The following is a 14974-nucleotide window of genomic DNA, read 5'->3' on the forward strand; positions in this document are numbered from 1 at the left end:
GGCATTCAGCGACCGCCACAGTATCGGCCAACTTGCAGGTCAGCTCCGGTGGCCCTCGACAGGTAGGGTCGATCGGGTGACTGCTGCCACCAACCCGAACAGCCCGATCGATCAGCTCGCCGAGCGGCACCTCGAGCAGGAGATCGTGCTCGACCCGATCCTGGCGACCGAAATGGGCGTCACCGGCCACGACCACGAGCTGCCGGACTTCACACCGGCCGGTTTCGAGGCGCGGATGGAGCTCGCCAGGAGGTCCCTTGCCGAAGCCGGTGCGATCGAGCCGGCGAGTCCGCGGGAGGAGGTCGCCAAGGACGCCTTCGTGGAGCGGCTCGGCCTGGAGGTCGAGCGCCACGAGGCCGGCGTACCGCAGCACCAGCTGAATGCGATCGCCTCGGTGCCGGCCGGTCTGCGGCAGGTGTTCGACCTGATGCCGACCGACACCGAGCAGGACTGGGAGATCGTCGCCATCCGGCTGAACCAGGTCGGTACGGCGCTCGACGGATACCGCGAGACGCTGCTCGAGCAGGCCGATCAGGGCCGGATCTCGGCGGTGCGCCAGGTGACCGGCCTGGCCGGCCGGATCGCCAGCTGGACCGGTGCCGAGGGCGACGACTTCTTCGCGGGACTCGCCGCGCAGGCGCCGGAGGGTGCCGTCAAGCCGACCGTCGAGGCCGCGGCCGCCGCGGCGCGGAAGGCCTTCGACCAGTTCGGATCGTGGTTGACCGCCGACCTCGCGCCGCGGGCGCCGGAGCGGGACGCCTGCGGCCGGGAGGTGTACGAGCTGGCCTCCCGCAGCTTCCTCGGTGCCGCGATCGACCTCGAGGAGACGTATGCCTGGGGCTGGACGGAGCTGGCCCGGATCGAGTCGGCCATGCAGGACATCGCGGCCGGGCTGAACGGCGGCGCTCGCGGGATCGAGGCGACCGCCGCGCTGCTGGACAACGACCCGGCGCGGACGATCCTCGGCAAGGAAGCCTTCCGGGACTGGATGCAGCAGCTGTCCGACACGGCCGTCGCCGAGCTGGCCGGCACGCACTTCGACATCCCGGACGAGATCCGCACGCTGGAGTGCATGATCGCACCGACCTCGGACGGCTCGATCTACTACACGAATCCGAGCGAGGACCTGACCACCAGGCCGGGCCGGATGTGGTGGGCGGTGCCGAACGGTATCGAGAAGTTCGCCACCTGGCGCGAGGTCACGACCGTGTACCACGAGGGCGTGCCCGGACATCACCTCCAGTGCGCGCAGACGATGCTGCGCACCGACCTGCTGAACCGCTGGCAGCGGATCGCCTGCTGGGTCTCCGGCCACGGTGAAGGCTGGGCGCTGTACGCCGAACGCCTGATGGAGGAGCTCGGCTACCTCGAGGACGCCGGCGCGCGGTTCGGCATGCTGGACGCGCAGGGGTTCCGCGCGGCCCGGGTGGTCGTTGACATCGGCATGCACCTGGAGCTGGAGGTGCCGCGGGACAACCCGTTCGGCTGGCGGCCGGGGGAGCGGTGGAACGCCGACCTCGGCTTCGAGTTCCTGCGGGCGCACTGCCGGATGGAGACCGAGTTCCTGCGGGCCGAGCTGAACCGCTATCTCGGATGGCCCGGCCAGGCGCCGGCGTACAAGGTCGGCGAGCGGATCTGGCTGCAGGCGCGGGAAGAGGCCAAGCAGCGCAAGGGATCCGCGTTCGACCTGCGGGCGTTCCACTCCGACGCGCTGAACCTCGGGTCGATCGGCCTCGACCCGCTGCGCCGGGCGCTGGCGAAGCTATGAGCACGCGGTTCGTCCTCGCGTCGGCGTCGCCGGCGCGACTGAAGACGCTGCGCGCGGCGGGGATCGAGCCGGAGGTGATCGTCTCGGGCGTCGACGAGGACAACGTCACCGCTGAGAACCCCGGCGAGCTCGCCCGGTTGCTCGCCGTCTTGAAGGCGCGTGCGGTGGTCGCGAACCTGACCGACCACGCGACCGTCCTCGGCTGCGACTCGGTCCTGGAGTTCGACGGCGTCGCGTACGGCAAGCCGGGTACTCCCGAGGTCGCCCGCGAGCGCTGGCGGATGATGCGCGGGCGTCGCGGCGTGCTGCACACCGGCCATTGCCTGTTCGACACGTCCTCCAAGCAGGAGATCCGGGAGCTGGCGTCGACGGAGGTCCAGTTCGCCGACCTCACCGACGAGGAGATCGACGCGTACGTCGAGACGGGCGAACCGCTCGTGGTGGCGGGCTCGTTCACGGTCGACGGACTCGGCGGCCCGTTCGTCACGGCGATCGAGGGCGACTACCACAACGTCGTCGGACTCTCGCTGCCGTTGCTGCGCCGGATGCTGATCGAGGTCGGCATCAGCTGGCCCGAGCTGTGGAGGTCCCAGAAACCCTTCAGGTACGACGAATCCGTCGCGTCGACGTACGACGAGACCCGTGGCGGACCGGCCCGCGCCGCGGCGGCCGCGCGCGCCGTCGACGACCTGCTCAGGTGCCCTGCGGCGCCTGCCGGTGCGTCGGCCGGAGCGCAGCGGGTGCTCGAGCTGGCGGTGGGCACCGGGATCGTCGGTGCGGAGCTGGTTGCCCTCGGCAACCTGGTGCACGGCTTCGACCTGTCCACGGCGATGCTGCGCCGCGCGAACGTCCGGCTGCCCGGTCACGTCGCGGCGGCGGATGCGACGCGGTTGCCGGTGGCCGATCGTCGGTGCGACGCGGTCGTCGCCGTCTGGCTGCTGCACCTGCTCGACGACAGCGAGCCGGTGATCGCCGAGGTCGCGCGGGTCCTGCGCACCGACGGCGTCTTCGTCACCACCACCGAGAAGTCCGACGCCGGCCGCTACGCCGACGGCCGCGGCCCCGACGACACCCGCTCCCAGGACGCCCTCGCCCACCTGGTTGCCGTCGCGTCCCGGCACGGCCTGGTCCTCGACGGCGCGACAAGCTTCGTTGGCCCGACCCGCAACACTGGCAACGCCCCGACGTACCCGCTGGTCCGTTTCCGCCGTACCTGATTCCTGGGTGTGAAATCCTGTCTGCCATGCGGTTCGACGAGTTCTACGCCGAGCGGTCCACGGTCGTTGGTGCGGCGGACGACGTACCGGCATTCAAGGCCGGCGTGGAGCGCTTGCGGCAGTTGGCGGCGACGGTGGAGGACGACCCGGCGAAGGCCCAGCGGTACCTGGAAGCCACCGAGCGCATGCTGCTCGAAGTCACCGCGCCGCACAGCGAGACGGTCGACCTGGCGTTCGAGGCGATGCTGCGGGCCAGGCGCGTTCCCGCCGGCACACCGGCCGAGCAGCGCGCCCACGTCGAGGCCGGGATCGACGAGGTCGCCAGGATCGCGGCCGCGGCGCCGACCGATGCCGAGCGGGACGCCGCGCTGGACCTGAACGCGACCCTCCTGGGAGTGCTGGAGCGGATCGAACGGCAATGACGCGCTTCGACCCGGCCAGTGCGGTTCCGGGCTTCGACGGCCTGTGGGATCGCCTCGCGGCCGAGGTGATGCGCAGCCACCAGGCCGAGGCGACACTCTGGAACGGCCGGATCGACTACATGCCGCCCGAGTTCGAGCGGTCCGTGCGGGGCCGGGCGACCGAGGACGGGCGGCTGCTGCTCAGCCGTCCGCTGGTGGTGGAACCATTGCGACGCCTGTACGCCGAAGGTCCGGCGGCGCTGTCGGACGCGAAGTTCGCGCAGGAATGCCGGCGCGCGATCAAGACCGCCGCGCACGAGCTCGGGCACCTGACCGCACCGGCCGACTGGACGATCGCGGATCGGATCCGCGACCACGACCGCGACGAGCAGGATCCCGCCGAGGAGGGCTTCATCGAGGCGCTCACGCAGCAGGAGATGCCCGGAATCATCGACCGGGTCCTGCCGGCCGAGCTGGCCGTACCGCTGGCGCGTGCGGTCGCAGCCGCCCCCGAGCCGGCGTTGCCGTCCTATCCCGGCTGGACGATCGCGACCGGTACGTTCGCCGCCGAGTTGTCGGCCGAGTTCGAGGGGCTGCGCGCCATCGACGTACTGCGGGCCGGCGCGCGTGAGTCGGCCTCCCGCCGGGCGGACGCGCTGGCGGGGTTGATTGTCAGCCGGACCCGGCTGCCCGAGCTGTTGCGGGATCCGGACCGTGTGGCCGCCTTCCGGAGCGAGCTCGCCGGCGCCATCGGCGCGGGCTTCGCGGGACTTTCCGACGTACCGACAGCCCGGACGGCCGGGATGCAGCGCGGCGAACGGATCGCGGCCGGCGCGATCGAGAAGGTCCGCACCAGCGAGCAGTTCTTCGCCCAGATGGCGGATTTCGGCGGTCTCACGTTCGACCACGGCATCGCGCCCGCGTCGGGCGCGGTCGGATCCAGGCCCACTCCGGACCACGAAAGGCTGGGCGACCCGGCCAAACCTGCCCTCGGCAACGACAAGGAAGGCCCCGCCGGTCGAGGCTGACGGCGCTGGCGCGCTTCCGTCGGACCTGACGGCTAAGGTTCGCCCGTGGACGAGTACATCAACGGCGTTCGGGTCGTGCGGCATCGCGGGTCGCAGCGGCACACCGACGTCACCTTGACCTTCGCGGTCGGCAGTCGCGACGAGACCCTGCGCACCATCGGGGTCGCGCACGCCCTCGAGCACCTGGTGATGTACACCGTCCGCGACCTGCCGATCGAAATGAACGCCGAGGTCGACCTGCTGACGACGACCTTCGTCGCCTCGGGTTCGGCGGCGCGCGTGGGCGAGTTCCTCAACCGCCTGAGCCGCGCGCTCGCCGCGCCGCCGGCCGACCGCCTCGCGCTCGAGGCGGGCGTGCTGACCGCGGAGGAGGGCAACGTCGCGCATCCGGTCGTCGCCTTCCTCCTGAACGTCCGGTACGGCGCCCGCGGGCCCGGACTCGCCTGGCTGGAAGGGGCGGGGTACGACGGACTGACACCGGAGCACGTGAGCTCGTTCGCGAAGAAGTGGTTCGTACCGGCGAACGCGGTGCTGCAGGTGACCGGTCCGCTTCCCGACGGCCTGGAGTTCGAGTTGCCGAGCGGTCCGGCACCGGCACGGGTGTTGCCGCCCACGCGGTCCTTCGACAGGCCGGTCGTGGTCGGGCACGGCATCCCCGCGGCCGGCGTACTGCTGACATTGCCGCCGGACGACGACATACGGCTCTCGACGCTCGCGATCATGACGCTGCGGCAGCGGATCGAGGAGAAGTGCCGGTTCGTCGGCGGGCACAGCTACGAGATCGGCCTCGACCTCGTCGCCGGGGAGAACGGGTCGAGCGACTGGGTCGTGTACGCCGAGGCGCGCGAGGGCAGCGAGGACGCGGTGTCCCGTGCGGTCGTCGCGGCCCTGACCGACCTCGCGGGGAACGGGCCGACGCCGTCCGAGCTGGCGCATCAGATCGCGCGCGCCGAGGAGAACCTGGTCTCCGACGATCCCGAAGTACGGCGTGCCTTCAGCACCGCGATGAGCCGGATCGTCGGCGAGCCCGAGTTGGCTCCGGTCGACGCCGCGCGGCTGGCGGCGGTGCAGTCGTCGGATATCGCCGCCGTACTCAAGACCGCCTTGTCCGGCGCGATCGGCTACGGCGACGAGCACGCGCTGGAGGTGTGGCACGAGGCCGGTTTCACGCTCGCGTCCGCGTGCCCGGTGATCGCCGAACTGCCGGCCGGCCGCACCTTCAAGCCGCCGCTCACTGCGCGGACGTTCGTCAAGGAGGCCCGCTCGATGCTGTGGGTCCGCACCGACGACGCGCTGGTCCTGCGTGATTCGGACGGCATTCATCAGATCCGCTGGGACGAGATCGCGGGCGTGATGCGATCTGAGGATGGACCGACGATCGTGCTGGGCCTGAACGGCTGTGCCATCCCCCTCGACCGCGACCTGTTCCGCGGCGCCACAGATGTACTCACCGAGCTGTCCGAGCGAGTCCCGCAAGACCTCTGGTACGACGAACCGAAGCTCGACGTCTAAGCCGTCAGACCGGACTTCTCGTCGAGGAGTTGAAGGAGGTCATGGGCGGCCAGCTCGATGGCCTTGTGACGCCATTCGGAGGCCCGATAGACCGAGGCGATCAGCGCGGTGCGGTGGATCCGGCGGAAATCGCCGAGTACGAACGCGTAGCGCGCCTTGGTCTCCTCGCCGGCACCGTCCGTGAGCCCGAGGTGCCAGGCGCCGTACTCCTGCCAGCCGTGCTTGTCCAGGTACGAGTTCTGGTCGTCGGCCCGCGGCTGCACCTCACCCCAGTCGCTGTCCAGCACGTACTGCCGCGCGTCGATCAGCTTCCGCGCGTGGACGAGCGCCTCGGGGTTGACCGCGTACTTAGCCATACCGCCAGTGTTTACGGATAAGCGCTCGCGCGCCACTGGCCGGGGCCGGGGTGGAACGGGGTGCGGGTGTTGCGCCAGTAGGTGGCCCAGTTGCTGGCTCGGTCCGGGTCTGGAGCCGGAGCCGGTACGGCGGCGGCGCGTGCGGCGACCACCGCGATCAGAGCGGCCAGCTCTTCGGGCGTCGGGTTGCCTTTGGTGATCTGGATCGTGGTCACAGTGGGATGTTCCCATGCTTCTTCGGGGGCAGGGTGTCGCGTTTGGTGCGGAGGAGGCGGAGCGCGCGGACGATCTCGGCGCGGGTCTCGCTCGGCTTGATAACGGCGTCGATGTAACCGCGCTCGGCCGCGATGTACGGGTTCGCCAGGTGGTCCTCGTACTCGGTGATCAGTTCCTGGCGGCGGGTCTCGACGTCCTCGGCCGCGGCGAGCTCGCGGCGGTGCAGGATGTTGACCGCGCCCTGGGCGCCCATCACCGCGATCTGCGCGGTCGGCCAGGCGATGTTCATGTCGGCGCCGAGGTGCTTCGACCCCATCACGTCGTACGCGCCGCCGTAGGCCTTCCGGGTGATCACGGTGATCATCGGGACGGTCGCCTCGGCGTACGCGTAGATCAACTTCGCGCCGCGGCGGATGATGCCGTTCCACTCCTGGTCGGTGCCGGGCAGGAAGCCGGGGACGTCGACGAACGTGAGAATCGGCAGGTTGAACGCGTCGCAGGTGCGGACGAACCGGGCCGCCTTCTCGGACGCGTCGATGTCGAGGGTGCCGGCGAACTGCATCGGCTGGTTCGCGACCACGCCGACCGGGCGGCCCTCGACGCGACCGAAGCCGACGATGATGTTCGGCGCGAACAGCGTCTGCACCTCGAGGAAGTCGCCGTCGTCGACGACCGCCTCGATCGCGATGTGCATGTCGTACGGCTGGTTCGGCGAGTCCGGGATCAGGGTGTCGAGCGCGAGGTCGGTCTCGGTCACCTCCAGGTCGGCCGGGGCGTCGTACACCGGCGGATCTTCGAGGTTGTTCTGCGGGAGATGACCGACCAGGGCCTTCACCCACTCGATCGCGTCCTCCTCGTCGGAGCCCAGGTAGTGCGCGTTGCCCGACTTGGTGTTGTGCGTCCGGGCGCCGCCGAGTTCCTCCTGCGTGACGTCCTCACCGGTGACGGTCTTGATCACGTCCGGGCCGGTGATGAACATGTACGACGACTCGTCGACCATCACGGTGAAGTCGGTGACCGCGGGCGAGTAGACCGCGCCGCCGGCGCACGGGCCCATGATCAGCGAGATCTGCGGGATCACCCCGGAGGCGCGGACGTTGCGGCGGAAGATCTCGCCGTACAGGCCGAGGCTCACCACGCCTTCCTGGATCCGGGCGCCGCCCGAGTCGTTGATCCCGATCAGCGGGCAGCCGATCTTCATCGCCAGGTCCATCACCTTGACGATCTTCTCGCCGAACACCTCGCCGAGGCTGCCGCCGAAGACCGTGAAGTCCTGCGCGAACACGCACACCTGACGGCCGTCGATGGTCCCGAACCCGGTCACCACGCCGTCGCCGTACGGGCGGTTCGCGTCCAGCCCGAAGCTCGTCGAGCGGTGCCGCGCGAACTCGTCCAGCTCGGAGAAGGAGCCCTCGTCCAGCAGGAGTGTGATCCGCTCACGCGCGGTCTTCTTTCCGCGTGCGTGCTGCTTCTCCACCGCCCGCTCCGACCCGGCGTGCACGGCCTCGTCGAGCCGGTGCTCGAGGTCCGCGAGCTTCCCGGCGGTGGTGTGGATGTTCACGGTCTCTCCCATGAACGCGCAGCCTACGCGCCAGTACGCCGTACCGCCTGTGACGTCGCTCGCAAGCGGCGTACTGAACCGGTCCGGCGATAGGTTCCGCAGGTGGCTGACGCGAATGTCGATGCGCTCGTCCAGAAGGTCAACCAGCTCGTCGTGCTGGACAGCGTCGAGGGCGTGTCCTCGCTCCGGCGGGGTCAGACGCTCGAGCTGAGCGCCGGGCATGTGGAGATGCTCCGGCCGCTCGCCGACAACCTGGACCTTCCGGGACGACTCGCGACCGCGCTGCATTCGATCTCCGGCACCCAAGGGCGATGGCACGACCGGCGGGATGACGCCCGCGCCGGGCTGACCGAACTGGTCGCCCTGTGCGCGAACCGGCTCGAGCCGGACAGCTCGCTACCGGAGCCGGCCGACGCCGGCGCCCGGGACCGGCTCGCGACAGCCGTCTGCCGCGCGTACGCCGCCAGCGCGACACCGCGCCTCGTCGCCGGACTGTTCCCGGACGGGCGGCCGGACGACCTCGGGCGGTTCCCACCGCCGCAGCTCGAGGGCGACGTCGCGGCCGCGCGGGCGATGGCAGTCGCGATCGGGGCCCGGACCGCTTCCGGTGAGGACCAGGTGCTGAAGCGACTTGTTGCCGCCGGCCACGGTGCGGCCGCGCACGAGGCAGCCGCGATGCTGCTGGAGGCGCGAATGGACTTCGCGCGGCTGCCTCACGGGCAGCGGGCGGGGATTCATCGGCAGCTGACCAGAAGCATCGAGGCGGGGTTCGCCGTACGGGATGTGCAGCGGGCCGCGGCGCGCGAGCTGACCGAGGAACTGGAGAACCGGCGCGAGGACGTCACCGGCGGCGCCGGCGCGATCGACACCGCGAGCGGGATCGCACGCGACGAGGTGGGCAAGCTGCACGAGTTCCTGCAGAAGATCGACTACTGGGAGGAATCCATGGAACCGCAGCCGACTCCGTCGCTCGACGAGGTCCGGGCGATCGTGGCGCGAGGACTCGTGTCCAGAGTCGAGCATCACGCCCGGATACAGACCGATCTCCCGGACAGCCAGGTGGCGTCGCCGCCTGCCGCGACGGCCGCCGCAGCCGAGACGATGGTGGCGACCTCGACGATTCCCTTCGAGAGCCGGCCGGCTGCCACCGCCGCGACCGCGACCATGCTGACCGAGGGCTTCGACGAACTGCCCACCCTGGTGGACGACTGGAGAGCGGGCGGCTCGGACGTGCGGAGGGAGGCGGAGGTGTACGGCGGCACGCTCGGGGACCGCACGTTGGCAGCAGTCCGCGGATTCGAGCTGCACCCGCCGAACGCGCAGGCTGCCGAGCCGAACCGCGTCTTCGGGACCGATCCAGCGATCCCGCCCCTCGGTCGGGTGCAGGCACCCACGGGGCAGACGCGCCAGGCCGACGGCGCCGCCGCAAGCTCCCGAAACAAGGGATCTGACGGCCTCATCCGGTGACTTGGATCTACAAGGGGCCGGCGCTGAAGAGTTTGGGGAGGCGGGCGGCTAAGGCCAGGTCGCCGCGGACCGAGAGGCGTTGTTTGAGGACGGCCAGGACGGGGTCCTCGTTGCCGGTGACGATGCGGAGCAGGGTGGCGGGGTCGGTGCGGATCCAGATGTCCGGGGGAGTGGGGCCTGGGGACACGAGCGTGCACCGGCCGTCGTGAACGCGGAGCCAGTACTCGTCGATCGAGTCGGGCCGTCCGGCCCCGCCCGCGCCGGTGATCTGCCAGCTGATGACAGCGTCGAACCCGGCGGCTCGGGCGGGTCGGAGGTACTCCGGCATCCGTCGAAAGATCTCGCGCAACGCGACCTCTCGCACACCCCCGATGAGTCGATGCCGAAGCTCCCGCTCCGACGTCCGGTCGACCAGCCGGGCGAGCTCACTCGCGTCCAGGGCGGTGAGGCCGTCGGACTCGAGCCAGCCGGCACTGCCTCGATCGGTCATCGACCACCCCCGGCGGCAGTTCCTACCAGACCGTAGGAATTTCCTACGATGGGATAGCTTTGTCAAGTGGTCGAGGACGCTGAGAGACGCCGGCGCGCGCCGCACCTCGGTCCGGAGCGTCGCCGCCCGCTCATCCTGGACGCCGCCCTCGAGGTCTACTCCGCGAAGGGATACGCCGGGACCACGATGCAGTCGGTCGCGGACGCGGCCGGGGTCACCAAACCGGTTGTCTACGACTGCTTCGCGAACCGTGACGAGCTGCTGCTGGCCCTGCTCGCCCGCGAGGAGCAGCACCTGGTCATCTCGATCGTCTCCGCGCTGCCCGCAGATCCGAGCGTCGGCACGACGGAGGAGCACGTCCTCGAGGGCCTGACCGCGTTCCTCACCGCCGTCGCCAAGCAGCCCCAGTCGTGGCGGATCGTCTTCGGCGCGCAGTACGGCGCCGCGCCCGTCGTCGCCGAGCGGGTCCTCGCGGCCCGCGCCTTTCTGGTCGAGAGCCTGCGCCTGACCCTGGTCAAGTCCCTCCAGGGCGTCACCGACCCGGACGCGAACCTCCCGGTCCTGGCCGAGCTGCTCGCCTCGATGATCGAGGCCTGTGCCCGGATGCTCGTCTCCGGCACCACTGACCGCTCCCCGGCCGACCTGGCGCGCACCGTGTCCCAGGTGGTCGGCGGCGGCTTCACGAACGTGTGAAAACGGGACCCGTCCGAGTAGCGACGTACTGTGAGATTGCTGGGTGTGCGGTCACGATCCGCTTCCAGTGGGCGGACGGTCTGCGGCGTTGGCGGGTGTCCGCCGATAGGGTGGGCGAACGTGACCGAGACCGGTAGTGAGACCCGTACCCGCGCGCGGTTCGAGGTGCCCGAGGAACTCAGGGCCGACGTCCGCCTGCTCGGCGAGATCCTTGGCAAGGTTCTGGTCGAGTACGCCGGTCAGCCGCTGCTCGACGACGTCGAGAAGTTGCGTGAGCTGACCATCGCCGGTGACGGCGCCGCGGCCGAGCAGTTGGTCGCGTCCTGGCCGCACGAGCGGGCCGAGGACGTCGCCCGTGCGTTCACCTGCTACTTCCACCTGACGAACCTGAGCGAGGAGCTGCACCGGGCCCGCGTACTGCGTGAGCGCGACCGCGCCGGCAGCGAGGCCGTGGTGTCCGAGCTGGCCCAGGCCGTGGAGCAGATCACCCGCGACAGCGGCGAGCAGCAGGCCCGTGCGCTCTTGAACGGCCTGGAGTTCCGGCCCGTGCTGACCGCGCACCCGACGGAGGCCCGGCGCCGCGCCGTGCTGGCGACGATCCGCCGGATCAGTTCGCTGCTGGACGAGCGCCACGACCCGCGGGCCGGTGACAGCGACCTGGCCGAGAACCGTCGCCGCCTGGTCGAGCAGGTCGACATCCTCTGGCGTACGTCGCAACTCCGCACCAGCCGCCCCTCGCCGCTGGACGAGGTGCGCTCGGCAATGGCGGTGTTCGAGGAGACCCTGTTCAACGTCGTCGGCAACGTGTACCGGCGGCTCGACGACGCCCTGGCCGGTGACGAGGCCGGGACGCGGACGCCTGTGGTGGCGCCGTTCGTCCACCTGGGCTCGTGGATCGGCGGCGACCGCGACGGCAACCCGAACGTGACCGCGGCAATCACCCGGGAGGCCATGCAGATCCAGGCCGACCACGTCCTGCGGGCACTCGAGCAGGCCACCGAGGCGCTCGGCCGGGCCCTCACCCTGGACGCCGCGACCACGCCGCCGTCCGCGCCGGTACGCCGCATCCTGGAGGACGCCCGCGCGGTCAACCCGGAGCTGATCACCGACATCGAGACCCGCTCGCCGGCCGAGCCGCACCGGCAGCTCCTGCTGCTGGCTGCCCGCCGTCTGGCCGCAACTCGCGCCCGCGACGCCGACTTCGGGTACCCGCGGGCCGCTGACTTCCTGCACGAGCTCAAGGTCCTGCAGGACTCGCTGGTGTCCGCTGGCGCGCCACGCCAGGCGTACGGCGAGCTGCAGCACCTCATCTGGCAGGTGAACTCGTTCGGGTTCCACCTGGCGGAGCTGGAGGTCCGCCAGCATTCCTCGGTGCACGCCAAGGCGCTGGAGGAGGTGCTCGGCGGTGGCGAGCTGTCCGACCAGACGGAGGAGGTGCTCGCCACACTCCGGGTGATCGGTCAGATCCAGCAGCGCTTCGGCCCAGAGGCCTGCCGCCGGTACGTCGTGTCGTTCACCCGCAACGCGGGCGACCTGGCGGCTGTCTACGAGTTGGCCGACGCCGCGTTGGACGGGCGTCCGATCGAGCTGGACGTCGTACCGCTGTTCGAGACCGGTGAGGACCTGCAGAACTCGGTGGAGGTGCTGGACAACGCGATCCAGCTGACCCGGGTCCGGCACCGGCTCACCGCGAACGACCGGCGCTTCGAGGTCATGCTCGGGTACTCCGACTCCGCGAAGGACGTCGGCCCGGTGTCGGCGACGCTGGCGTTGTACGACGCGCAGGCGAGGATTACCGCGTGGGCGCAGCGCAATGCGATCCGCCTGACGCTGTTCCACGGCCGCGGCGGCGCCCTGGGACGTGGCGGTGGCCCGGCGAACCGCGCCGTACTGGCGCAGGCTCCTGGCTCGGTGGCCGGGCGGTTCAAGCTGACTGAGCAGGGCGAGGCGATTCCGGCCCGGTACGGGAACTCGGCGATCGCGCAGCGGCACATCGAGCAGGTGACTGCGGCAACGCTGCTGGCGTCGACGCCGGCAGTGGAGGAGCGGGCCCTGGTCGCGGCCGAGCGGTTCGCTGTGGTCGAGAAGACGCTCGACGAGGCAGCGCGTACGGCGTACCACGGGCTGGTGAAGGCCGACGGCTTCGCGGAGTGGTTCAGCACTGTGACGCCGCTGGAGGAGCTGGGCCAGCTTCCACTCGGGTCGCGGCCTGCCAGGCGTGGGGTCGCGGTGTCGTCGCTGGAGGACCTCCGGGCGATCCCGTGGGTGTTCGCGTGGTCGCAGGCCCGTGTGAACGCACCTGGGTGGTACGGCCTCGGTACGGCGCTTGCCGCTGTCGGTGACGTCGACCTGCTGCGGGACGCGAACCAGAACTGGCCGCTGTTCCAGGTGATGCTGGAGAACGCGGAGATGTCGCTGGCCAAGACGGACCGGCGCATCCTCGGCCGCTACCTGGAGCTGGGCGACCGGCCGGAGCTGACGCAGCGGATGCTGGACGAGCATGCGCTCACCACCGAGTGGGTGCTCAAGGTGCTCGACCAGGAGCGCCTGCTGCAGGGTCGGCGCGTGCTGGGCCGTGCGGTCGAGCTGCGCAACCCGTACGTCGACGCGCTCAGCTACCTGCAGTTGCGGGCACTGCGGACGCTTCGCACGGATGACTCACTGGACGAGCAGCAGATCGTCCGTACTCGGCGACTACTGTTGCTGACCGTTTCTGGCGTCGCTGCCGGTTTGCAGAACACCGGATGAGGTTCAGCGACCTGGAGCGGCCCCCGCTGGACGAGCAGTTCCTGCGGGGGCGGTTGGTACGTCCCGGTTCGCTGTGGACGCAGATCGACGTACTCGCGGAGACGCCGTCGACGAATGCTGTTGTGGCAGCTGCGGCTGCAGGTGGTCAGCCAGAGGGACTGGTCGTGGCTGCGGAGTACCAGTCCTCCGGTCGCGGTCGGCTGGGGCGTACCTGGACCACACCGCCGCGCTCTGCGTTGCTGATGTCCGTTCTGCTGCGTCCGACTGCCGTTGAGGCATCACGGTGGCCCTGGCTGGGGCTGCTGGTCCCGCTGGCGGTGGCTGCGGCGGTGCGGCAGGTCGGTGAGATTCCGGCGCAGGTGAAGTGGCCGAACGACGTACTGGTCGAGAACCGCAAGCTCGCCGGCATCCTGCTGGAGCGCGTCGAAGGGCCTGCTGCCGTCATCGGCATCGGCCTGAACGTGACGCTGCGCGAGTCGGAGAAGCCCCATGAGGCAGCCACTTCGCTCGCCTTGGAGAAGGCGGCGACGATCGACCGGGCCACCGTGATGGCAGCGGTACTTCGTGAGCTCGCGTCTCGCTATCAGTCCTGGGTCGACGCCAACGGCGATCCGGCCGTCGTCCTGCCGGAGTACCGCGAACTGTCGGCAACCCTCGGGCAGGCAGTGCGCGTGGAACTCCCCGACGGCACGTTCCTCGAAGGAACCGCCCGCGACCTCGCGGACGACGGTCGCTTGATCGTCGACACGAAGGAAGGCCCCCGGCCACTCGCAGCGGGCGACGTCACCCACCTACGCACCGCCTGAGCGACCGCTCCACGCCCGGCGCCGACTCGCACCTCTTACTCCCCGCGTGCGGCCCCGCCGATCGTTTGCCCGTCGTCCGGGCGGTGGACGACCGTGATCCGGTCGCCGGCACACACCTCGCCGGTCTCCAGCACCTTCAGATAAGCGCCGACCCGTCCCGTGCGAGCGAAGCGCTGGTGGAACCGCTTGATCCCCATCCGCCCCGACAGGTTCCCGCACGGCGTCCGCGGCGATCGCACCTCGACCAGGATCCCGCCGATCCGCCACCGCTCGCCGATCAGCGCACCGGTGACGTCCAATCCACGCGTCGTCAGGTTCTCCCCGAACAACCCCGGTGGAATCTCCCGCCCCAGCTCGGCGGCCCACCAGTCCGCATCCTCCTCGGCGTACGCGTAGAGCGCCTTGTCCGGCCCGCCGTGATACCGCGTATCGCACTGCCGATCGCCCACCATCCCGAGCTCTCCGACCTCGACCGCACCCCGCACCGGCCGCTTGTCGATGGCAGTCCACCGCGTCGGTCCACGAATCACCTCATGGACAACGTTCACGGCCACCAACCGCGCTGCCGGCTCGATCATGTGACCATCGTGCCCGCCGCCTACGCGTCGTACTTGATCGTTTTCGCTTTATCCGGTGAAGATCTTGGCTGCGGTGATCAGGGTCTGGATGACGCCGTAGCCGAGGAGTACGGCGACCAGTAGCCAGGAGATC

General features: G+C 70.4%; 14 protein-coding genes. 9 read left to right on the forward strand and 5 right to left on the reverse strand.

Annotation, left to right across the window (positions count from 1 at the left end; translation table 11 throughout):
• Window positions 1-76: 76 nt before the first annotated feature.
• Genes EV647_RS17985 through EV647_RS18005 form a run of 5 tightly spaced genes read left to right on the forward strand, consistent with a single transcriptional unit; the run spans window position 77 to window position 5926 of the window.
• Window positions 77-1768 (forward strand): DUF885 domain-containing protein, encoded by a 1692-nt coding sequence (locus tag EV647_RS17985; RefSeq protein ID WP_238177264.1) that lies wholly within the window; start codon window positions 77-79, stop codon window positions 1766-1768.
• Window positions 1765-2985 carry a Maf family nucleotide pyrophosphatase gene (locus tag EV647_RS17990; protein ID WP_134004108.1) on the forward strand — a complete coding sequence of 407 codons (1221 nt, stop codon included), beginning with the start codon at window positions 1765-1767 and terminating at the stop codon, window positions 2983-2985. The genes EV647_RS17985 and EV647_RS17990 overlap by 4 nt, the downstream gene beginning before the upstream one ends.
• A gap of 26 nt (window positions 2986-3011) precedes the next feature.
• The gene (locus tag EV647_RS17995) at window positions 3012-3407 is read left to right on the forward strand and encodes a hypothetical protein (RefSeq protein ID WP_134004110.1); all 396 of its coding nucleotides are present in this window, start codon (window positions 3012-3014) and stop codon (window positions 3405-3407) included.
• The gene (locus EV647_RS18000; RefSeq protein ID WP_134004112.1) at window positions 3404-4414 is read left to right on the forward strand and encodes a hypothetical protein; all 1011 of its coding nucleotides are present in this window, start codon (window positions 3404-3406) and stop codon (window positions 4412-4414) included. Before EV647_RS17995 ends, EV647_RS18000 begins: the two co-directional genes overlap by 4 nt.
• 45 nt (window positions 4415-4459) lie before the next feature.
• Entirely contained in the window at window positions 4460-5926 is a 1467-nt protein-coding gene (locus EV647_RS18005; protein ID WP_134004114.1) for an insulinase family protein, read from the forward strand.
• Here the strand turns inward: EV647_RS18005 and EV647_RS18010 are convergent.
• From EV647_RS18010 to EV647_RS18020, 3 genes are read right to left on the reverse strand one after another with little or no spacing between them, the layout of a single operon-like run.
• The gene (locus EV647_RS18010; RefSeq protein WP_134004116.1) at window positions 5923-6282 is read right to left on the reverse strand and encodes a hypothetical protein; all 360 of its coding nucleotides are present in this window, start codon (window positions 6280-6282) and stop codon (window positions 5923-5925) included. The two genes, EV647_RS18005 and EV647_RS18010, sit on opposite strands and share 4 nt — an antisense overlap.
• Window positions 6283-6293: 11 nt before the next feature.
• On the reverse strand, window positions 6294-6497 hold the full coding sequence (locus EV647_RS18015; protein ID WP_238177265.1) for an acyl-CoA carboxylase subunit epsilon: 204 nt from the start codon (window positions 6495-6497) through the stop codon (window positions 6294-6296).
• Entirely contained in the window at window positions 6494-8071 is a 1578-nt protein-coding gene (locus EV647_RS18020) for an acyl-CoA carboxylase subunit beta (protein WP_134004118.1), read from the reverse strand. Before EV647_RS18020 ends, EV647_RS18015 begins: the two co-directional genes overlap by 4 nt.
• Window positions 8072-8161: 90 nt before the next feature.
• Between EV647_RS18020 and EV647_RS18025 the strand changes: the two genes are divergently transcribed.
• Window positions 8162-9526: a hypothetical protein gene (locus EV647_RS18025; protein ID WP_134004120.1), complete on the forward strand. Its 1365-nt coding sequence runs from the start codon at window positions 8162-8164 to the stop codon at window positions 9524-9526.
• 7 nt (window positions 9527-9533) lie between these two features.
• Here the strand turns inward: EV647_RS18025 and EV647_RS18030 are convergent, their stop codons facing one another.
• A complete protein-coding gene (locus EV647_RS18030; protein ID WP_134004122.1) occupies window positions 9534-10016 on the reverse strand; it encodes an SCP2 sterol-binding domain-containing protein in 483 nt (160 codons plus the stop codon).
• 66 nt (window positions 10017-10082) lie between these two features.
• Here EV647_RS18030 and EV647_RS18035 point away from each other — a divergent pair, with 66 nt between their 5' ends.
• The 3 genes from EV647_RS18035 (at window position 10083) to EV647_RS18045 (ending at window position 14263) form a co-directional block, all read left to right on the forward strand.
• A complete protein-coding gene (locus tag EV647_RS18035) occupies window positions 10083-10709 on the forward strand; it encodes a TetR/AcrR family transcriptional regulator (RefSeq protein WP_134004124.1) in 627 nt (208 codons plus the stop codon).
• A 120-nt stretch (window positions 10710-10829) separates the two neighbouring features.
• A complete protein-coding gene (locus tag EV647_RS18040) occupies window positions 10830-13457 on the forward strand; it encodes a phosphoenolpyruvate carboxylase (protein WP_134004126.1) in 2628 nt (875 codons plus the stop codon).
• Window positions 13454-14263 (forward strand): biotin--[acetyl-CoA-carboxylase] ligase, encoded by an 810-nt coding sequence (locus EV647_RS18045; RefSeq protein WP_134004128.1) that lies wholly within the window; start codon window positions 13454-13456, stop codon window positions 14261-14263. The genes EV647_RS18040 and EV647_RS18045 overlap by 4 nt, the downstream gene beginning before the upstream one ends.
• Before the next feature lie 35 nt (window positions 14264-14298).
• Here EV647_RS18045 and EV647_RS18050 read toward each other — a convergent pair whose 3' ends face one another.
• On the reverse strand, window positions 14299-14841 hold the full coding sequence (locus EV647_RS18050) for an MOSC domain-containing protein (RefSeq protein WP_134004130.1): 543 nt from the start codon (window positions 14839-14841) through the stop codon (window positions 14299-14301).
• Window positions 14842-14974: the final 133 nt, after the last annotated feature.

Source organism: Kribbella sp. VKM Ac-2566 (assembly GCF_004366005.1).
Taxonomy (GTDB): Bacteria; Actinomycetota; Actinomycetes; order Propionibacteriales; family Kribbellaceae; genus Kribbella; species Kribbella pratensis.

Coding starts and splice junctions, on each gene's coding strand:
- EV647_RS18045 (WP_134004128.1), top strand. CDS start 13,454: ATGAGGTTCAGCGACCTGGAGCGGCCCCCGCTGGACGAGCAGTTCCTG.
- EV647_RS18010 (WP_134004116.1), bottom strand. CDS start 6,282: ATGGCTAAGTACGCGGTCAACCCCGAGGCGCTCGTCCACGCGCGGAAG.
- EV647_RS18020 (WP_134004118.1), bottom strand. CDS start 8,071: ATGGGAGAGACCGTGAACATCCACACCACCGCCGGGAAGCTCGCGGAC.
- EV647_RS18030 (WP_134004122.1), bottom strand. CDS start 10,016: ATGACCGATCGAGGCAGTGCCGGCTGGCTCGAGTCCGACGGCCTCACC.
- EV647_RS18050 (WP_134004130.1), bottom strand. CDS start 14,841: ATGATCGAGCCGGCAGCGCGGTTGGTGGCCGTGAACGTTGTCCATGAG.
- EV647_RS17995 (WP_134004110.1), top strand. CDS start 3,012: ATGCGGTTCGACGAGTTCTACGCCGAGCGGTCCACGGTCGTTGGTGCG.
- EV647_RS17990 (WP_134004108.1), top strand. CDS start 1,765: ATGAGCACGCGGTTCGTCCTCGCGTCGGCGTCGCCGGCGCGACTGAAG.
- EV647_RS18000 (WP_134004112.1), top strand. CDS start 3,404: ATGACGCGCTTCGACCCGGCCAGTGCGGTTCCGGGCTTCGACGGCCTG.